The 20,260-nt window shown below is 56.9% G+C and carries 20 protein-coding genes; 17 read left to right on the plus strand and 3 right to left on the minus strand.

All coding sequences use genetic code 11. The annotated features are described in order from the left end of the window. Positions 1–27 precede the first annotated feature (27 nt). From AC07O2_RS06935 to AC07O2_RS07010, 16 genes are all read left to right on the plus strand, one after another. Complete coding sequence (locus tag AC07O2_RS06935) at positions 28–699, plus strand: pilus assembly PilX family protein (protein ID WP_495075000.1); 672 nt, start codon at positions 28–30, stop codon at positions 697–699. A 51-nt stretch (positions 700–750) separates the two neighbouring features. Next, positions 751–5,817 (plus strand): pilus assembly protein, encoded by a 5,067-nt coding sequence (locus tag AC07O2_RS06940; protein WP_495075001.1) that lies wholly within the window; start codon positions 751–753, stop codon positions 5,815–5,817. Beyond that, complete coding sequence (locus tag AC07O2_RS06945) at positions 5,814–6,305, plus strand: type IV pilin protein (protein WP_495075002.1); 492 nt, start codon at positions 5,814–5,816, stop codon at positions 6,303–6,305. The genes AC07O2_RS06940 and AC07O2_RS06945 overlap by 4 nt, the downstream gene beginning before the upstream one ends. 275 nt (positions 6,306–6,580) lie before the next feature. Next, positions 6,581–6,919 carry a hypothetical protein gene (locus AC07O2_RS06950; protein WP_495075003.1) on the plus strand — a complete coding sequence of 113 codons (339 nt, stop codon included), beginning with the start codon at positions 6,581–6,583 and terminating at the stop codon, positions 6,917–6,919. Positions 6,920–6,973: 54 nt separating this feature from the next. Then, positions 6,974–8,059 carry a bifunctional diaminohydroxyphosphoribosylaminopyrimidine deaminase/5-amino-6-(5-phosphoribosylamino)uracil reductase RibD gene (gene ribD / locus AC07O2_RS06955; RefSeq protein ID WP_495075004.1) on the plus strand — a complete coding sequence of 362 codons (1,086 nt, stop codon included), beginning with the start codon at positions 6,974–6,976 and terminating at the stop codon, positions 8,057–8,059. 51 nt (positions 8,060–8,110) lie between these two features. Continuing rightward, the gene (locus AC07O2_RS06960; RefSeq protein ID WP_495075005.1) at positions 8,111–8,755 is read left to right on the plus strand and encodes a riboflavin synthase; all 645 of its coding nucleotides are present in this window, start codon (positions 8,111–8,113) and stop codon (positions 8,753–8,755) included. Next, positions 8,752–9,894 carry a bifunctional 3,4-dihydroxy-2-butanone-4-phosphate synthase/GTP cyclohydrolase II gene (gene ribBA / locus AC07O2_RS06965; protein WP_495075006.1) on the plus strand — a complete coding sequence of 381 codons (1,143 nt, stop codon included), beginning with the start codon at positions 8,752–8,754 and terminating at the stop codon, positions 9,892–9,894. The genes AC07O2_RS06960 and ribBA overlap by 4 nt, the downstream gene beginning before the upstream one ends. Next, a complete protein-coding gene (ribH, locus tag AC07O2_RS06970) occupies positions 9,888–10,364 on the plus strand; it encodes a 6,7-dimethyl-8-ribityllumazine synthase (RefSeq protein WP_495075007.1) in 477 nt (158 codons plus the stop codon). Before ribBA ends, ribH begins: the two co-directional genes overlap by 7 nt. Beyond that, on the plus strand, positions 10,361–10,906 hold the full coding sequence (gene nusB / locus AC07O2_RS06975) for a transcription antitermination factor NusB (RefSeq protein WP_495075008.1): 546 nt from the start codon (positions 10,361–10,363) through the stop codon (positions 10,904–10,906). Before ribH ends, nusB begins: the two co-directional genes overlap by 4 nt. 10 nt (positions 10,907–10,916) lie before the next feature. After that, positions 10,917–12,101, plus strand: coding sequence for a pyridoxal phosphate-dependent aminotransferase (locus tag AC07O2_RS06980; RefSeq protein WP_495075009.1), 1,185 nt, complete (start codon positions 10,917–10,919; stop codon positions 12,099–12,101). A gap of 2 nt (positions 12,102–12,103) precedes the next feature. Beyond that, the gene (gene ybgC / locus AC07O2_RS06985) at positions 12,104–12,505 is read left to right on the plus strand and encodes a tol-pal system-associated acyl-CoA thioesterase (protein WP_495075010.1); all 402 of its coding nucleotides are present in this window, start codon (positions 12,104–12,106) and stop codon (positions 12,503–12,505) included. Beyond that, on the plus strand, positions 12,502–13,194 hold the full coding sequence (tolQ, locus tag AC07O2_RS06990; RefSeq protein WP_495075011.1) for a protein TolQ: 693 nt from the start codon (positions 12,502–12,504) through the stop codon (positions 13,192–13,194). The genes ybgC and tolQ overlap by 4 nt, the downstream gene beginning before the upstream one ends. A gap of 13 nt (positions 13,195–13,207) precedes the next feature. Further along, on the plus strand, positions 13,208–13,630 hold the full coding sequence (tolR, locus tag AC07O2_RS06995) for a protein TolR (protein ID WP_495075012.1): 423 nt from the start codon (positions 13,208–13,210) through the stop codon (positions 13,628–13,630). 5 nt (positions 13,631–13,635) lie between these two features. After that, the gene (gene tolA / locus AC07O2_RS07000; RefSeq protein WP_495075013.1) at positions 13,636–14,619 is read left to right on the plus strand and encodes a cell envelope integrity protein TolA; all 984 of its coding nucleotides are present in this window, start codon (positions 13,636–13,638) and stop codon (positions 14,617–14,619) included. 15 nt (positions 14,620–14,634) lie between these two features. Next, positions 14,635–15,330 (plus strand): fumarylacetoacetate hydrolase family protein, encoded by a 696-nt coding sequence (locus AC07O2_RS07005; protein ID WP_495075014.1) that lies wholly within the window; start codon positions 14,635–14,637, stop codon positions 15,328–15,330. A gap of 23 nt (positions 15,331–15,353) precedes the next feature. Then, positions 15,354–15,902, plus strand: a complete 549-nt coding sequence (locus AC07O2_RS07010; protein WP_495075015.1) for an NUDIX hydrolase — start codon at positions 15,354–15,356, stop codon at positions 15,900–15,902. On the opposite strand, the gene AC07O2_RS07015 is transcribed toward AC07O2_RS07010, so the two are convergent. Continuing rightward, positions 15,899–16,477: a lytic transglycosylase domain-containing protein gene (locus AC07O2_RS07015; RefSeq protein WP_495075093.1), complete on the minus strand. Its 579-nt coding sequence runs from the start codon at positions 16,475–16,477 to the stop codon at positions 15,899–15,901. The genes AC07O2_RS07010 and AC07O2_RS07015 overlap by 4 nt on opposite strands. Positions 16,478–16,532: 55 nt before the next feature. Then, on the minus strand, positions 16,533–18,290 hold the full coding sequence (locus AC07O2_RS07020) for a proline--tRNA ligase (protein WP_495075016.1): 1,758 nt from the start codon (positions 18,288–18,290) through the stop codon (positions 16,533–16,535). A gap of 100 nt (positions 18,291–18,390) precedes the next feature. Here AC07O2_RS07020 and AC07O2_RS07025 point away from each other — a divergent pair, with 100 nt between their 5' ends. Beyond that, positions 18,391–19,035, plus strand: a complete 645-nt coding sequence (locus tag AC07O2_RS07025; protein ID WP_495075017.1) for an RNA pyrophosphohydrolase — start codon at positions 18,391–18,393, stop codon at positions 19,033–19,035. A 23-nt stretch (positions 19,036–19,058) separates the two neighbouring features. On the opposite strand, the gene proB is transcribed toward AC07O2_RS07025, so the two are convergent. Beyond that, a complete protein-coding gene (gene proB, locus AC07O2_RS07030; RefSeq protein WP_495075018.1) occupies positions 19,059–20,231 on the minus strand; it encodes a glutamate 5-kinase in 1,173 nt (390 codons plus the stop codon). Positions 20,232–20,260: the final 29 nt, after the last annotated feature.

Below are 20,260 nucleotides of genomic sequence, written 5' to 3' on the forward strand. Positions count from 1 at the left end.
AATTCACTGCCCTCCCTGGTGACAACCATGCACGTACGACGATTGCACTCCAACAGCATCCGTGAGCAGGGTGTAGCGCTCATCATGGTCTTGTTGTTTTTGGTCGCTATTACAGGCCTCACAGTTTGGGCCGCGCGCCAATCCATGCTGGGAGAAGGCTTGTCACGCAACCAACAGGAATTGGAAGTTGCACGTCAAGCGGCAGAGTCCGCCCTGCGCGATGCCGAGCGTGATATCAACAATGTCACAAACCTAGGTACTACCTCTTGCAGCCGCGGTGGCTACATACTCCCGTCGAGCTTTAACAGCACATGCACCAGCGGTTTGTGCTACATGAGGGATTCAAACTACGCCATCTCCCAATGGAGCACCGCGACCAGCGGCAGTACAGCAAATTCTGAGCCCTGGTGGCCAACAGGAAAAGGCGGGCTCTGGAACAATACCTTTAGCAGTAAACCAATACGTACACCTGCAACTGCAAACACCAACTGCAGCTTTACCGGTGGTGTACCACTGGGCACATACACCGGAGCCCCCGCCATATTAGGTGTAGCCGTCCAGCCCGAATACATCATCGAGTATTTCAAAAGAACTGTACCGGCACGCAAAGAAATGGCTGTCTATCGCATAACAGCCCGAGGTTTTGGATATACGCAGCGCACCCAAGTCGTGCTGCAGACCGTTTATTTACCCGAATAAAGTCATTAAGCGTTAAATTATTTCGCTTGCCAATGCACCCTGGAGCATGCCATGAAAAAAATATTCCAATACATAGTCCATCTACTGATAACCACTGCCGCATTTAGCGGATCTCTCGCACAAGCAACTGCCGTTGATGTGTCTACCCCCAGATCTCTGGTCCCCCCAAATATCACGACCACATCAAATCGCCCCATGTTGATGTTGGCTGCATCTAAAGACCACAGCTTATTTGGACCCATTTACACAGATTTTGAAGATGTAGATGGCGATGGAATCATTGATACCACGTTTATTCCTACATTTAAATACTATGGCTACTTCGATTCCACAAAATGTTACGACTACAGTACAACTAATAAGCAATTTTTCCCTGTAGCACTGGCTACGCTTACGCCCACAACTGTAGGCACCCAGACATTAACGCGATATACCTGCCCATCCACTCAAAGTTACTGGAGTGGAAATTTCTTAAATTGGGCAAGCATGACCCGACTAGATGTAGTTCGTAAAATGCTATATGGAGGGAAGCGAAGCACTGACAGCAATGGAAACACCGTATTAGAGCGTGCACTTTTAAACTATGATGCTCATTCATTTGTAAAATATTACCGCGGCACAGACATTAGAGACTACACACCTTTTACAACTGCGGCGTTGACAAAAACAACTGGCAGCAATGCCAATGTTTATGCAGGCATCAGCATCTGCAACACGGGAACATCCGATAGCTCAACCACCTCGCCCAACCCTCCAATTATGCGCATGGTTAGAGGTAATGTGCGATTTTGGGCAACCGTGGAAATTACTGTTTGCCAATGGAGAGACACTTATAGCAGTGGGACCTTTGGCCCTAAATTAGCCAGATATTACCAAGACACGGACAAAGGCAATGGTGGTATCGCACATGAAATAACCATTCCCAGTATTACTTCGGATGGAGCCACATATACCAGCTCCGGAAGTACCATTGGCCCCGAACTTACTGCACGGGTTAAAGTTTGCGATCCTGCTTTAATTGGTGAAGAGCGCTGCCAAGCATTCCCCGCTAATTCCACCACCAACTTCAAACCCTATGGCTTGTTTCAGGAGTTTGGATATCCGTATACCGGTGGAGCAGCACGCGCAGAATTTGGAGTAATTACCGGAAGCTACGATAAAAACTATACAGCCGGTGCATTGCGCAAAAATATGGGTGATTTTTCTGACGAAATAAACTCCACAACAGGCGTTTTTTGCCATAGCGCTTCATCTGGATGCCCAGCAACACTTCCCGCGCCAGATGGTAGAACCACCGGCAATGGAGCCATCAAAACTTTTGATGGAATTATATTGAACGACCGAAACGGTGCGTCTTATGGTACGTCCGGCACACCCAGCTCGGTGTCCGAGGGTAGCTTATCTTCTTGGGGCAATCCAATTGGAGAAATGCTTGTACAGGCCCTCCAATACTATTCATACGATGGGTCAACGCCAACGCCTACCAATCCATCAAGCACGACCAAAGATACAGCGGTGGGCGAACCAGTTGTTACATGGAGCAACCCATTATCGAATAGCAATGCCACACGCACGTCCTTGTACGGGAACTCCGTTTGCAGACCTTTGAATACATTATTGCTTTCTCATAGTGCACTGAGTTTTGATGGCCAAGCGGCTACACCGTTTTCCACCCTGATCAATAGAACAGGTGATATCAATAGTTACACCGACACTGTTGGCAGCACAGAAGGCCTAAACAATACCATTAGATCTGTCGGCTCTGTCACAGGGGGGTATGGAACATCGTGCGCAGCTAAAACTGTAGGCACACTATCAAATGTGTCAGGAATTTGCCCCGAGGCACCAGCCATGGGCGGAACATACCAAGTTGCAGGAGCCGCCTTATATGGAAACACATCCAAGATACGTAATATATCTAGCCCACCAAGTGATCTAAACAAAATAAAAGATGCCCTAAAAGTTAAGACATTGGCAGCATCACTAACCGGTGGTGCACCACGTATTGACGTTCCAGTACCAGGCACCAGTCCCACGAAGTATATTTACATTACACCAGAAAGCGTTCAATCAAACGGCGGGATTAGTGCGCCACTGACATTTGTATCCATTAGTTCAAGCAGCACCTATGGATCATTCCTTGTCACTTGGAACGACATCTTGATGGGCGGTGACTATGACATGGACATTACCGGTTTTCTACGCTATGACCTTGTAGATGCGAACGGAGTAGCCAACGCAAGCGGCCCTTACATCAAAATTACCACTGACATTCCCGGTGTTTGCGGTGGTGGTGCGGGCACCCATGGTTTCAGTATTATTGGAGTTACCGACAGCACGGGTAACAATAGCAAGAATGGTCGCTATTTAACACATCAACACTACAATTCTGGAATACTAGCAGGAATGCCGGCAAGCTCCGAATATCTATGCGGGGATAATACCTATAGAGGATTGACAGGCATTCAAAATATCACCTACAACGGCATCAAACTTACAAGCCCTTCATTTGGTGCTTCGTACGCTTCTACCGTCTGCAATATCACTGGCGATGGGACTACCGGCGACCCCGGAATTCCCAACCTCCCCTCTTACTGCACCGTTAAAAATGCAGATTATCCCGTTTCATTAACCTTCAAAATGGTCGGTGAATCCGATGCACTCATTAAGGATCCACTATATTACGCCGCAAAATATGGTGATTTTGACTCTAGTACTAAAAACGTAGACGGCACTTATACCGACCTATCCTTGCCACCCAATGTCGCATCTTGGGATAAATTAAAAACCGATGGAACAACGGGAAGCGATGGTATTCCCGATGGTTATTTCCTTGCGCGTCGCCCCGACCTATTGGAGCAACAACTCCGCAAAGCGCTAGATAGCTTAGCAAAGAACTCCAACTCCGCGCCTGCGACCACCTCCGGGAATCTCATAGAAGGTAGTTACAAATTCGTTGCCAAATTTGATTCCACCACGGTTACAGGCAATATTGAAGCCTCTAAAGCTTTGTCTGATGGCTCTTACCCTAGCACCCCAAATTGGCAAGCAGGGCAACTCTTGAGATTGCGTACCAGTGGTGCGAATGGCGATGCAGGTGACCAAGGCAACTCGCGCCAAATCATCACTAACTACACCAGCTCAACTTCGTCCACCGCCGTTCCGTTTCGATGGGCCTCTCTACCCAGCGGCTATCAAACGCAAATGACCACATCAAGCACCAATACGTTGAGTGCAGCAAACGCACAAATTGCGCTGAACTACATACGTGGCGATCAGACCCTAGAGAACGCGTCGACTGGCTTACGGGAGCGAGGGGACAACATGCTAGGCCCGGTAGTGAACGCAACCCCCTGGGTACAAACCACACCTGCGGCAACTTATGTTGACGATCAGTTTCCCGGCTATAGCACCTTTGTCAGCACGAATAAAAACCGTGACAAGCTGCTTTGGGTTGCCGCCAACGATGGAATGCTGCATGCGCTGTGTGCCGATGACGTATCTGGATCCTCTAGCTGCTCACAGTCAGGGAAGGAAATATTTGCGTATATTCCAGGCGTTTTGGCCAATCGTCTAGCCGAAATTCCGTTGCAGCGAGGAACAACTGGAAGAACGCGCTTGAACAACGCAAACTTCACGCTGGACTCCGTAGAAAACCAACCCACCGGCACGGTATGGGCCTATGTGGACGGAAATCCGTTTACAGCGGATGTAAAGACAGCCATTGGCACCGACTCCAGCGGTAACGAAACAGGTACGTGGAAAACCTATGTGTTTGGCACCCTGGGGCGTGGCGGACGGACAGTTTATGCGCTGGACAGCACCAGCATCAGCACTTTGAATATTGGCGAAAGCAACGCAAGCTCCATCTTCAAATGGCAATTTACATCGGATGACGACACCGACTTGGGCTACATCGTAGGCGATATCAGCAAGCACAGCGACTCCGGGCAAGCCAGCCCCGTTGTGAAGCTGAACAACGGAAAATTCGCGATCATTCTCGGCAATGGCTACAAGTCCACGAACGGGAAGGCAGCTCTATTTATTCTGTATGTCGATGGACCTACAGTCACGACGAACAGCGTAAGTTGGACCGGCCAGTACACCAAAATCGTGGCAGACACTGGCAGCGGAAACGGTCTAATGACTCCGACCTGGGTAGATAGAGACGGGAATGGCACTGCTGACGTCGTATATGCAGGAGACCTCAAAGGTAACCTGTGGAAATTTGATATCAGCAACACCAGCAGCGCGCAATGGAAGGTTGCTTACCAAACTTCAGCCGGCGTAAATCGTCCATTGTTTACCGCACAGCAATCGACGACCTCGGGTAGCGTGACCACCGTCACGCCACTTCCGATTACCACGGCTCCTGAATACGTGTATCCAGCGTTTGATGGCCTCATCATCAACTTTGGGACCGGCAATGCCTTTGAGGCAGGCGATTACCCCGCCCCATCGACCACACGCCACAGCTTCTTTGGTGTTTGGGATCGTCCTTCTTTTGCAAGTACCACCACAGGCACAGGCCCGATGATTGCGGCCGATCGCAGCACACTGGTACAGCGGACTTACACCGTGGACTCCAGCGGCACAGTTACCATCACGCCTGACACTACATCCGGAGGTGTATCAACTTATAACGGCGTAGATTGGACCAACAAGGATGGTTGGTATTTCCTTTTCCCCGGCACGTCCGAGGCATTGAATACCAACCCTGAACTAGATTCTGGCTTTTTGGTATTTCAATCCATCCTGCCCAAAACAACGGCTTCTTGCTTTGACACGCCGAATGTCACGCGATACATCATTGACCCATTGGCAGGTGTCGCAACCCGCTCAGCACAGGGTGTTGCCTCGAATGGCACCTTTGTTGCCGGAGTGGCAGTTTCCGACCAAAAATGGGTTACCGTGGTCAATAAAACCAGCGGACCCTACACAAGCCAGACATGCAGCTCAGGATATAACTGCAACACCACCACGGGCAAAACCAATGCAGCCAATGCAGACCAAATCTGCAAAACCGTGATTACCCAAAACAACAGCGCTAACCTCTGCTACAACCCGTTGGGTCGGGTGCAATGGCGCGAAATTCCCGGATTGAGGACCGACCAATGACATACCCACGCCCTTCCCGGGGCTTCACCCTGATTGAATTGATGATTACCGTTGCAGTGGTGGCGATACTGGCTTCGATCGCCTTTCCGTCCTACAAAGAGCAAATAGCCCGGGGACGCCGCACCGAAGCGCAAACCATCTTGCTCGCAGGCCAGCAGTGGATGGAACGCTTTTACTCGGAAAATTTCAGATACGACCAAAATAGTGCGGGCACAGCAGTCACTGACGCCAGTCAATTTCCTTCACGATTTAGTACCTCACCCGCCCCCGGTCAAGGCACTGCGGTATACAACGTCGCTGTTGTCGCTAGTTTTACGAACAGTGTTCCCTCATACACCATAACGGCCACACGCAAAACTGGCACGGCCATGGCAAGCGATGTATGCGGCGACTTTACGGTGGATAACCTAGGGCGCCGCAGTATGGTGAACTACAGCACGACCAAATTTTCTAGCCTTTCCGACGCTATTACCTATTGCTGGAAATAAACTCACTACAGACTTTAGGCACGGTGGGTCGGGCAAGTTTTCTCTGGGCACTGGCAGGCTCAATAGGCTTGCATGCCCTCACTGCCTATAGTCTCTGGCCTCAAACACCACTGCGCCCAGCCCACCCAAACACTTTGTTGGTGCATGCGCAAATACTCCCCGTACACGAGAACATAGGCACGGCAGTCCAAACACCCCCTATTAGCAAGTCCCCCCCAATACCTCTACACCCAGTGACACCAGTCTCGGCAGGAGACTCTCATCTGCCCCCTCATATGGCGGAAATAGCAGTTGAGCCGGAGCCAGTACCATTGGTAGAGCAAGGCGGCTATTTCCCTATCAATGAGGTAGATGAACCAGCTACACCGCTAGGTGATTGGCTCGTAGACACAGAAGTCCTTCCCCACGGATACACATTGCGATTAGTAGTATTGGTGTGGATTTCCGCCAGCGGAAACATAGATAAGTGGGAGCTGGACAGTCTCAGTGGCAACAAGGCCTATGCCCTCAAAGCACTGACAGACCTTGATCGCACATCGGTAAACCCCGCAATGCGCAACAATATTGCGGTCCCCAGCTATCGGCGCCTTGAAATGGTGATTACCCACGAATAGCTGCATCGTGCATATATTTAGAAACCGACTCCATTGACCTCACTTCATACCCCCATGCGGGAAGCGATGGCCCAGGCTACTCGAGCGCGCTTGCTGGCCCCTCCCAATCCCGCAGTTGGCTGCGTCATTACCAGTGCAGATGGGCGCGTTCTGGGTCAAGGCCACACCCAGCGCGTGGGCGGCCCACATGCCGAAGTCATGGCCTTGCGTGACGCAGCGGCCCAAAGTCACAGCGTAGAAGGCGCCACGGCCTACGTCACCCTGGAACCTTGCTCTCACCAGGGCCGCACCGGCCCGTGTTGCGATGCCTTGGTGAAGGCGGGCATCCGCAAGGTAGTTGCGTCTCTAGCCGACCCCAACCCCCTGGTAGCAGGCAATGGTTTTGCACGCCTGCGCGCTGCCGGGGTTGAGGTGGAAGTGGGTCCGGGGGCAGAGGAAGCGCGCGAATTGAATCTGGGATTTTTCAGCCGCATGGTGCGAAAAACACCATGGGTGCGTATGAAAGTGGCCACATCGCTAGATGGCCGCACCGCGCTATCGAATGGTGAAAGCCAGTGGATCACCTCCGCCGCAGCACGTGCAGACGGACATGCCTCGCGGGCACGCGCCTGCGCTGTCTTGACCGGCATTGGCACTGTGTTGAAAGACAACCCACGTCTCGATGCGCGCCTGGTAGACACGCCGCGCCAGCCCCATGTGGTGGTGGTGGACAGTCGAATGGACACACCGCCAGACGCTAGTATTTTTATAGCTGGTCGCGCAGTATATATCTGCGCCAGCGTCGAAAATGAAGCCAAAAAATCAGCCTTGGAAGCTGCGGGCGCCACCGTGCTCCATCTACCCGGCGCAGACGGCAAAGTCGATTTAACAGCCATGCTGCGTGAACTCGCGCGGCGGGAAATCAACGAAGTCCATGTGGAAGCTGGCCAAACGCTGAACGGCGCCTTGGTGCAGGCTGGTTTGGTGGACGAGTTCCTGGTCTACATGGCGCCTAAACTGATCGGCCCGGGCATGGATATGGCACAACTCAGCCCGCTGGCACATCTGCAGGACGCGCTCACCCTGGACTTCACATCCGTCAGCCAGGTCGGCCCGGATATCCGCATTGCCGCGCGCGTTCAGGGCCGCGACCAGTTCTGAAGAATTTCAAGGCGCGCAGGGCTTGCGACCAAACCCTGCGAAAATAGCGAGATGTTTACCGGAATCATCACCGGCGTCGGGCGCATCGTCGCCGTGCACGACCTGGGTAGCTCTTCTTCGTACGGCAAGCGTCTGACCCTGCAGACGCCCGCCGGGTATCTGGACGACGTGGGCTTGGGCGACAGCATCGCGCTCAATGGCGCATGCATGACTGCCACCACGCTCGACACGGGCCAGAACCAATTCACCATCGACATCTCGGCCGAGTCGCTAACCAAAACCACTGGTTTGGACCAGCCAGGCCCGGTCAACCTGGAAAAGGCTTTGCGGGCTCATGACAGGCTGGGCGGGCATATTGTGTCCGGTCACGTGGATGGAATTGGCAGCGTTAGGCAATTCACCCAGGTAGGTGAAAGCTGGTTGCTGCAGATACTGGCGCCGCGCAGCCTGGCCAAATACTTGGCCTACAAGGGCTCCATCACGGTCAATGGCGTCAGTCTGACGGTGAACCAGATCAATGACACGGCCGACGGCTGCGAGATGGATATAAACCTGATACCGCACACCGTGGACAACACGGCTCTGGGCCAGTTGAAAGCAGGTTCTCACGTGAATCTGGAAATAGATTTGATCGCGCGTTACGTGGAGCGCATGCTCCAGGCTGACCCACAGCAACCTTTGAAAGCCCAGCTATGACAGCACCCGTGCCGGTCGCTATTTCCCCGGTGGAAGACATCGTCGCCGACATCCGTGCCGGCCGCATGGTGATATTGGTCGACGAAGAAGACCGCGAAAACGAAGGCGACATTATTATTGCAGCCGACCACGTGACGGCGGACGCCATCAACTTCATGGCCCGCCATGCACGCGGACTGATCTGCCTGACCCTGTCGCGTGAGATCTGCGAACGCCTGCAACTGCCCCCCATGGTGGCCCACAACGGTACCAAGCAAGGCACAGCGTTCACCGTGTCGATTGAAGCCGCCGAAGGCGTCAGTACCGGCATCTCTGCTGCCGACCGTGCCCGCACCGTTCAAGCTGCCGTAGCCCGCAATGCCACAGCAAAAGACCTGGTACAGCCCGGCCATATATTCCCCCTGCAAGCGGTAGACGGCGGCGTGTTGATGCGCGCCGGCCATACCGAAGCGGGCTGCGACCTATCCGTAATGGCGGGCTGCAGCCCGGCATCGGTGATCTGCGAAGTGATGAACGACGACGGCACCATGGCGCGCCTGCCCGATCTGCAAATCTTTGCCGCCGTACACGGTCTCAAGATTGGCACGATTGCCGACCTGATCGAATACCGCAGCCGCAATGAATCGCTGATTGAAAAAATTGGCAGCCGCACGATCGAGACGGCTTTTGGCAGCTTTACCGCCCATGCGTTTCGCGACAAACCCAGCCAGGGCGTGCACCTAGCTTTAGTCAAAGGCACATGGACAGCCGACACCACCGTCCCGGTACGGGTCCACGAGCCGTTGTCCGTACTGGATGCGCTGGAAATCAACCGTAGCCTGCACTCCTGGAGCCTGGACGCCAGCCTGCGCCATATCGAAGCCGAGGGCCAGGGCGTAGCCGTCTTGCTCAATTGCGGCGAGAGTGCGACCGAGCTGCTGGCACAGTTTGAAGGCACGGCCCGCCCCGCCCAGGCGCCCGAGCGTGGCCGTATGGACCTGCGCACCTACGGCGTGGGCGCGCAGATACTACTGGCCTGCGGAGTGCACAAGATGGAACTGATGGGCGCACCCCGTCGCATGCCCAGCATGGCGGGCTATGGCCTGGAAACCACCGGCTACCTCTCGCCCAAAAATAACAACAAGGAATCAACATGCTGAACGCCGACCAAGGAGCACTGAGCTCCGACGATACCCGCTTGGATGGCAGCAAGCTGCGTATTGCCATCGTGCAGGCACGCTTCAATGAAAGCATTACCAACGCGCTAACTGAAGCCTGCAAGAGCGAGCTGCAGACATTGGGTGTACAGCCTGACAACATCGACCACGTGCAGGTTCCGGGCGCACTGGAGGTTGCACTGGCACTGCAGGCCCTGGCAGAAACCGAGCAATACGACGCCCTGGTCGCTCTGGGCTGCATCATCCGTGGTGAAACCTACCACTTCGAACTGGTGGCCAACGAATCCGGCAGCGCCGTCACCCGCATTGGGCTGGACTACCAAATCCCGATTGCCAACGCAATCATCACGACCGAGAACCTGGCGCAAGCCGTGGCCCGCCAGACCGACAAAGGCCGCGATGCCGCCCGCGTCGCCGTGGAAATGGCCAAACTGTTGGAACAATTGGCATGAACATCCCTGAAACCCCGTCCACCCCCAAGCGCCCCCGCCAGTCCCGTAGCGGCCTGACCGATACTGGTGTACGCAAAGCGGCCGCCAAATCTGACCGCAGCCGGGCCCGCGAGTTTGCCTTGCAAGCGCTGTACCAGCACCTTGTTGGTGGCAACGCTCCCGAAGCCATCGACAGCTTTACCCGCGACCTGGCCGGCTTTCACAAAGCCGACTCGGTGCATTACGACGCACTGCTGCATGGCTGCATAGCGCAATCCGCTGAGCTAGACGCGCTGATCGTGCCCTTGCTGGACCGCAAGCTGGAAGAAATCTCGCCGGTCGAACGCTCCGTGATGTGGATTGGCGTGTACGAGATGCGTAATTGCCTAGACGTGCCGTGGCGCGTGGTGCTAAACGAGTGCATCGAGCTGGCCAAGGAGTTTGGCGGCACCGACGGCCACAAGTACGTGAACGGCATTTTGAACAGCCTGGCGCCCCAGCTGCGGGCCGCCGAAGTGCAGGCCGACAAGGCCGGCAAAGTTGGCAAAACCAACACCGACTAAGGCGCCCGGCATGCGGATTTCCCGGCGGGCGTTGGCCATAGAGCCGTTTTATGTCATGGAGGTAGCCAAAGCCGCCTCTGAGCTGGCCCAAAAAGTGGCCCACACCGACCGGCCCATGGTGTTCTTGAATATCGGCGAGCCCGATTTCACCGCACCGCCGCTAGTGCAGGAAGCGGCGGCCCAGGCCGTGCGCAATGGCACAACCCAGTACACCCAGGCCACCGGCCTGCAAGCCCTGCGCGAGCGCATCAGCGCCTGGTACGCAAGCCGCTTTGGTGTGCAGGTGCCGGCCAGCCGCATCGTGGTCACGGCGGGTGCCTCAGCCGCCTTGCAATTGGCCTGCCTGGCGCTGATAGACGCAGGTGACGAAATCCTGATGCCGGACCCCAGCTACCCCTGCAACCGGCATTTCGTGTCCGCGGCAGATGGCAAGGCCGTGCTGCTGCCCACTACCGCAGCCGACCGCTACCAATTGAGTGCCGACCAGGTGGCCGCCGCCTGGACCGACAAGACCCGTGGCGTGCTGCTGGCCTCCCCCTCTAACCCCACGGGTACGTCTATAGACCCTGAGGAATTGCGCCGCATCCACAGCGTGGTCCAAGAACGCGGGGGTATCACCCTGGTGGATGAAATCTATCTGGGTCTCAGCCATGACGCGCGTTTTGGCCAGACTGCGCTGGCGCTGGACGACCAGGTCATCAGCATCAACAGCTTCAGCAAATACTTCAACATGACCGGCTGGCGCCTGGGCTGGCTGGTGATACCTGAAGCGCTGGTGCCAGTGGTGGAGCGCATTGCACAAAACCTGTTCATCTGCCCCAGCACCGTGGCCCAGCACGCCGCACTAGCCTGCTTTGAAGACGCAAGCATTGCCGAGTTTGAACGCCGCCGTGCTGAATTCAAGGCACGGCGCGACTACTTTATTCCAGCACTCAACGAGCTCGGATTTTTAGTACCCGAAATGCCCGATGGTGCTTTTTATGCTTGGGCAGACTGCTCTCAAATTTGTAGCACGCTAGGCATCAAGGATAGCTGGGACCTGGCATTTGAAATCATGCACCGCGCCCATGTGGCAGTGACACCCGGGCGCGATTTCGGTAGCGCAGACACGCACCGCTTTCTGCGTTTTTCCACCGCCAGCTCCATGGACAACCTGCACACTGCCATCGCGCGGCTGCGCGAAATGTTGAATTAACGATGGAGAAGAACATCTTTACCTTTCCTATACGTGTCTATTGGGAAGACACAGACGCAGGTGGCATAGTCTTCTTTGCCAACTACCTGAAGTTCTTTGAACGCGCACGCACCGAGTGGTTGCGCGCTCTGGGCCTGGAGCAGCGCAACCTGAGGGAGACCCATGGTGGCATGTTTGTGGTGGCCGAAACCACCGTCAAATACCTGCGCTCGGCCCGGCTGGACGACCAACTTTTGGTAACAGCCCGTGTGGAACAAATTGGCCGATCCACTATCACATTGCAGCAAGAAGCCATTTGTGACGGCGTGGTGCTGTGTGAGGGCAGCATCCGCATCTGCTGGGTGGAGGCTGACACGCTTAAATCCGGCCGCATCCCGGCCCATCTTTTAGAAGTTCTGCAATGACACAAGACTTGTCCATCTGGACCATGGTTCTCAACGCCAGCATCGTGGTGCAGCTGGTCATGCTGCTGCTGGTCAGCATATCGATCGCCAGCTGGGCAGCCATCTTCCGCAAGCTGTTTGCCCTGGGCAAGGTCAAGGCACTGAACGAGTCCTTCGAACGCGATTTCTGGTCTGGCACCAGCCTGAATGATCTGTACACCGGCGCGGCCAAGAAGGCACAGGATGGAGGCCCCATGGAGCGCATATTCGCCAGCGGCATGCGCGAGTACCACAAGCTGCGCGAGCGCCGCATTGCCGATGCAGGGACCCTGATGGACGGCGCACGCCGCGCCATGCGCGCCAGCTTCCAACGTGAGATGGACGTGATCGAGTCCAGCCTGTCGTTTCTGGCATCCGTCGGTTCGGTGTCGCCCTATGTAGGCCTGTTCGGCACAGTATGGGGCATCATGCATGCCTTCACCGGCTTGGCCAGCATGCAGCAGGTCACCTTGGCCACGGTGGCGCCCGGCATCGCCGAAGCCCTGGTGGCCACCGCCATTGGCCTGTTCTCGGCCATACCGGCAGTGGTGGCCTACAACCGCTTTGCACGCGACATCGATCGCACCGCCAACAGCCTGGAGACATTTATTGAAGAGTTCTCCAATATCTTGCAGCGCAATGTAGCGGCGCAAACGCCCGCACCCCGCTAAAGGAGCCGCGCACATGCCTTCCATGGTTTCCCGCGGCCGCGGACGGCGCACCATCAATGAGATCAATATGGTGCCCTTCATTGACGTGATGCTGGTGCTGCTGATAATTTTCATGGTCACTGCCCCCATGGTGACGCCCAGCTTGATCAACCTGCCCAGCATTGGCAAAGCCAATAAGCAACCTGACCGGGTGATCCAGATCGTCATCAACAAGGACGAATCTCTGGAGCTGAAGCAGGCCAGCGGCAACAGCAGCCACCTTACCAGTCGCGATGTGGCCAGCGCCGTCAAAACTGCACAGGATGGCGAGGCGAACACGCCCGTGGTCATCAGTGCCGACCGCAACGTCAAGTACGAGTCGGTCGTGAAAATCATGGACACCCTGCAGAAGGCTGGCATCCAGCGCGTCGGCCTGTCCGTCCAATTGGGCAAATAAGCCCCATGCACGCAGCACAGGACAGCATCAGCTTCGCGCCGCCCGAACCGCCGGGCATGCTGCGGGCGGTTGGCCTGGCACTGCTGGCACATGCCCTGCTGCTGCTGGCACTGGTTTGGAATGTGCACTGGAAGCAGACCGAAGTGGCCTCGGTGGAAGCCGAGCTCTGGTCCAGCAGCGTGCAGCAGGCCGCGCCCAAAGCGGTCGAGGAAGCCCCCGCCCCCCCACCGCCGCCGACGCCCGCACCAGAACCTACGCCCCCTCCTCCTGTGGCCAAGGTAGTGCCGCCACCCGCGCCGGATCTGCACGAAGCCGAGATTGCGCTGGAACGCGCCAAGAAAAAGCGCGAAGCTGAAAAACAAGCCCAGGCAGAGCAAGACCGGCAGGAAAAAGCCTTGCGCGAAAAAGCCAAGCTCGAAAAAGAAAAGCAAGATGCACTGAAGGCCCAGAAAGAGCAAAAGGCCCAAGAGGCTGCGGACAAGAAACGCGCCGAAGAAAAGCAGGCCGAAGACAAGCGCATCAAAGATAAAAAAGCCGCCCAGGAAAAACAAGCCCAGGAAGCCCAGGAAGCACAGAAGGAAGAGGCCCAAAAGGCCAAGGCGCAGGCGGATGCCAAAGCTGCTGCAGCACAACGCGCAGAAAACCTGAAGCGCATCGCTGGTATGGCAGGGGCCACCGGCGCGGCCAATGCCACCGGCTCGGCACTGCGGTCCACCGCACCATCCGCCGGCTATGGTGGCAAGGTGGCGGCCAAGGTTAAAGCAAATATCGTCTTTCCCGACGGAGTGGACAACAACCCTGTAGCGGAAGTAGAAGTGCGCTCCTCGTCCGACGGCAGCATCCTCAGCCGCCGTCTGACCAAGTCCAGTGGCAACAAGAACTGGGACGACGCCGTGCTCAAGGCCATCGACAAGACAGAAACCATGCCCCGCGACACCGACGGAACCGTTCCGTCAACAATGATCCTCACCTTACGCCCCAAAGACTGATCTGCAAGGACCTAGATGGACTACGTTTTCACGCCCCCTGCCATTGTGTCTGTGCCGGTTGTCGGCCAAACCGCCCGCTTCCCCGTACACCGCGTTTACTGCGTGGGCCGCAACTATGCAGAGCACGCCAAGGAAATGGGCTTCACCGGCCGTGAGCCCCCGTTCTTTTTCATCAAACCCGCCAGCGCCGTACTGGCAGTCGAAGCCGGTCACACCGGCACCATGCACTATCCCAGCCTCACCAACAACCTGCACCATGAAATCGAGCTGGTGGTAGCGATCGGCAAGGGTGGCAAGAACATTGCCGCAGCCGATGCGCACCAGCACATCTACGGCTACGCGGTCGGTCTGGATATGACCCGTCGTGACCTGCAGAACGAAATGAAGAAACAGGGCCGCCCCTGGTGCATAGGCAAGGCCTTTGAGCAATCGGCACCTATTGGCCCCATCACCCCCTTGGCCCAGGCGGGTGACGTAGAACATGCCGAGATCTATCTGCAGGTGAATGGGCAAGACCGCCAACGCAGCAACTTGACCCAACTCATCTGGAACCTGGCGGAAACCATCGAATCCCTGTCTACCGCGTGGGAGCTGCAGCCCGGTGACCTGATCTACTCCGGCACGCCCGAAGGCGTGGCGGCCGTCGTGGCCGGTGACACCTTGGTGGGCGGCGTAGGCAGCCTGGCACCCTTGTCGCTACGCATTGTGTAAAAGCTAGCCACTACACTGGCGACATGATTTACCGCAGCCCCATCAAACACTGCAAAAACTGCGGCACTGCGGTGGTCTACCGCATCCCTGACGACGGCGATACCAAAGAACGCGCGGTCTGCCCTGCCTGCCAAACCATCCACTATGAAAACCCGCTGAACGTGGTCGGCACCGTGCCACACTGGGGTGACAAGGTGCTGCTGTGCAAGCGCAATATCGAACCGCGATTTGGCAAGTGGACGCTGCCCGCTGGCTTCATGGAGCTGGGTGAAAGCACATCCGACGGAGCCGCCCGCGAAACCCAGGAAGAAGCTGGCGCCCAGTTCGAGATGGAAGAGTTGTTCACCGTGATGAGCGTTATCCACGTGGGGCAAGTACATATGTACTACCGAGCACGCCTGTTGAGCGAGGTATTCAACCCGGGCTTCGAAACCCAGGAGGCCCGGTTATTTACCGAGTCTGAGATTCCCTGGGACGAAATCGCCTTTCGCACCGTAGCCCACACGTTGAAGCACTATTTCGCGGACCGACGCTCGGGACAGTTTGGCCTGCACCACGCCAGCCTGGACTAAGCTTTGAATTCCCAGTTGCGCTTGGCACCCAGCACCGCGTCTGGATAAGGCGCCCGGCCACGCGAGCCGTTATAGCGGCCCAGGCCCATGAACAGGTCGCCGCCTTCACGGTCCAGGTAGTGGCGCAGGATCACGCAGCCAAAGCGCAAATTGGTCTGCATGTGGAATAGCTTGTCGGCATCACCGTCGCCCAGTACGCGGGTCCAGAACGGCATCACCTGGGTATAGCCACGGGCGCCCACGCTGCTGATGGCAAATTTACGGAAGTTGCTTTCCACCTGGATCAGGCCCAGGACCAGGGCTGTGTCCAGCCCGGCACGCTTGCTCTCGTACCAGACGGTTTCCAGGAACTCCTTGCGCACCTGCCACTCGGGCTTTTTAGCCCGCAACTTGTCGCTCATCGCGGCAAGCCAGCGCAAGTAGGCCAGGCGCGATTCGGTGTTGGAAAACTCGGGTACCGGCGGTGCCGCGTTGTGGACCGCCGAGCTCAAGGCCGTGCGCACGGAGTCGGCCAGAGGCTCCTCGACCTGCCCCCCTGCATGCGAAAGCTCCACTTTTGATAGCAGCCCCAGCATAGCAGCTGTACGCAAGACCGCATTTCTTCTAGTGAAACCTGGTATCTCCACAGTATCAAGCTCCTGTTGCAAGTCCCAGCTTTGTTTGCATGAAAGTGAATATGTCCGCAGCAGCCACCTTGGTCGCAGCGGCATCACGGCGGTGCTGGTATTCCACCTGTCCGTCTTTCAGCGCCTTGTCACCCACGGTAACGCGGTGCGGCACACCAATCAACTCCCAATCGGCAAACATGGCGCCAGGGCGTTCACCCCGGTCGTCCAGGATCACGTCCACACCCGCTGCCAGCAGCTCGCCATACAGCTTGTCTGCAGCCGCCTTGACGTCGGGGCTGCGGTCAGGGCTGATCGGGCACACCACCACGGTGAAAGGTGCCAAAGCATCCGGCCAGATGATGCCGCGCGTGTCGTGATTTTGCTCAATCGCCGCGGCCGGCAAACGCGTAATACCGATGCCGTAGCAGCCCATTTCCATGAATTGCGGCTTGCCGTTCACGTCCAGAAAGGTCGCATTCATGGCCTGGCTGTACTTGGTGCCCAGGTAGAACACGTGGCCGATCTCAATGCCACGCTCGATGGCCAACACCCCTTTGCCGTCGGGCGACAGATCGCCTTCGACGATGTTGCGCAAATCAGCGATCACGTCCGGCTCCGGCAAGTCACGACCCCAGTTCACACCGGTGTAGTGGAAGTCGGCCTCGTTGGCGCCGCACACCCAGTCCGACATGACCGCCACCTCGCGATCCACCACCAGTTTGACGGGCAGCTTCACACCCACAGGCCCCAGATAACCCGGCAGGCTGGCGAAATGCGCGTCTATTTCCTCGATGGTCGCAAAGCGGAAACCTGCGTCCAGGCCCGGCACCTTGCCGACCTTGATTTCATTCATGGAGTGGTCGCCACGCAATAACAGCAGCCAGACCTGGGTCTTTACGATGTCCCCTTTTTCGTTGGTTACTTCGGTAGCCAACACCAGAGACTTAACCGAGTTTTGCAGAGGCAGGTTCAAATACTCAGCCACATCCGCGCAGGTGCTCTTGCCGGGCGTGGCCGTCTTGACCATGGCTTGGCTCGCAACCTTACGCTCGACCTGGGGTGGCAAGGCCTCGGCCTTTTCCATATTGGCCGCGTAATCACTGCTCGGACAGTACACGATGGCGTCTTCGCCGGTTGCAGCAATCACCTGGAACTCTTCGCTCAGGTCGCCGCCGATGGCTCCGCTGTCTGCCGCCACCGCACGGTAGGTCAGGCCAAAGCGGTCGAAAATCTTGCGGTAGGCCTGGGCCATGACCTGGTAGCTGGCCTTAGCGCCCGCCTGGTCGCGGTCAAAGCTGTACGCGTCCTTCATGGTGAATTCACGGCCACGCATCAGGCCGAAGCGTGGACGGCGCTCATCACGGAACTTGGTCTGGATCTGGTACAGGTTCTTCGGCAACTGCTTGTAGCTGCGGAACTCCTGGCGAGCGATGTCAGTAACCACTTCCTCGCTGGTAGGCTGCACCACGTAGTCACGATCATGGCGGTCCTTGATGCGGAGCAATTCGGGGCCCATCTTGTCGAAGCGACCTGTCTCCTGCCAAAGTTCAGCAGGCTGCACTACCGGCATCGCGACTTCGATGGCGCCGGCACGGTTCATTTCCTCACGTACGATGGCCTCTACCTTGCGGATGACGCGCAGACCCATGGGCATATAGCTGTAGATGCCAGCGCCCAACTTTTTGATCATGCCCGCCCGCATCATGAGCTGGTGGCTGACCACCTCGGCATCGGATGGCGCTTCTTTGAGCGTGGAAATCAGGAACTGGGAGGCTTTCATGGGGTGAATTCGGTTCTGAGGTTCGGGAAACGGGCTGACTCGCTTGATACACAGGCCACGCTGTGCATAATGGACTCAGTTTAAAAATTGGGGTTTGATTATGCTTGACCGCGAAGGCTTTAGGCCTAACGTCGGCATCATCTTGCTCAACCAGAGAAATCAGGTATTTTGGGGCAAACGCATTCGTACCCATTCCTGGCAGTTTCCGCAAGGTGGCATTGACCGTGGTGAAACGCCCGAGCAAGCCATGTTCCGGGAGCTGCACGAGGAAGTAGGCTTACATCCTGAGCATGTACGCGTTGTGGCCCGCACCCGTGACTGGTTGCGCTACGAGGTGCCAGACCGCTTCATCCGCAGGGATGCACGCGGTCATTACAAAGGCCAGAAACAGATCTGGTATCTGCTGCAGTTGGTTGGTCACGACTGGGATTTGAACCTGCGCGCTACCACCCATCCCGAGTTCGATGCCTGGCGTTGGAACGACTATTGGGTGCCCCTGGACGTAGTGGTCGAGTTCAAACGTGGCGTTTACGAAATGGCGCTGACCGAACTGGCGCGTTTTCTACCCCGGCAGCAAGACCATCGCAACCGCTACCTGCGCAGCAGCATGCGTGGCCGCGAAGGTGAACAGGTCGAAGCGCCTTGTGAGATGCCCTCCAGGCCGCTGCACTTTGAACTGCCGCCGGGCGCCACCTTCGAGCCTGATCCGCACCACAGTTACCCTGCGGGTAACCACCTCATCTAAGCAATAGACGAATCTGGGCTGCCCTAGCGGGCCAGCACCAGGTTGTCGCGGTGCACCATTTCAGGTTCAGCCACATAGCCCAGCAAGCTCTCAAACTCACTAGACGGTTTGCGACAAATCAGCCGAGCTTCGGTGCTGGCGTAGTTGGCTAAACCGCGAGCGATGGCGGTGCCGTCCGGGCCGCGGATGGCAATCACGTCGCCACGAGAGAAATCACCATCCACCTGGGTCATGCCGATAGGCAGCAAGCTCTTGCCTTCGTCCCGGACCTTCGCGGCCGCGCCCAGATCTACCGTCACCGCACCGCGCAGCTGCAGATGGTCGGCCATCCACTGCTTGCGCGCCTGGGTTTTTTGGGTTTGGGCCACCAGCAAAGTGCCAATCGCTTCGCCGCGCGACAAGCGCACCAGGGCATCGGGCTCTCGCCCCCAGGCAATCACTGTGGAAGCACCAGAGCCGGCGGCGCGCTTGGCCGCCAATATTTTGGTGATCATGCCGCCACGGCCAATGCTGGAGCCCGCGCCACCCGCCATCGCTTCCAAAGCAGGATCGCCCGCCTGGGCTTCATGGACAAAGCGCGCCGCAGGATCTTTGCGTGGATCGGCGGTATACAGACCCTTTTGGTCCGTCAGTATGACCAGGGCATCCGCTTCCACCAGGTTCGCCACCAAGGCGCCCAGGGTATCGTTGTCACCGAACTTGATCTCGTCGTTGACCACCGTGTCGTTTTCATTGATCACCGGCACCACCCCATGCTGCAGCAGGGTAAGCAGCGTGGATCGGGCGTTCAAGTAGCGCTCCCGGTCAGCTAGATCGGCGTGGGTCAACAGCACCTGGGCACTACCCAAGCCGTTTTCACGCAGCTTGGTTTCATACATCTGGGCCAAGCCCATCTGACCCACAGCCGCCGCCGCCTGCAAAGCATGCACCTCGCGGGGCCGGGTAGTCCAACCCAGACGCTTCATGCCCTCGGCAATGGCGCCACTAGAGACCATGATGACTTCACGCGGACGCAGCTGCGCTTGGCCATCTGATTGCGGGTCCAAACCCTTCACCAAGGCCGCCAGCTGCCGGCACCATTCGCCTATGGCCTGTTCATCCAGTCCCCGGCCCTCGTTGGTGACCAGGCTGGAACCCACTTTGACGACGATGCGCCGCGCATCCCGCAATACCGTTGAAGCAAAGTTTGATGTCATTTATGCCTGTAGCGCAGATATTCCCTGCG

Source organism: Rhodoferax sp. GW821-FHT10B06, from assembly GCF_059415605.1.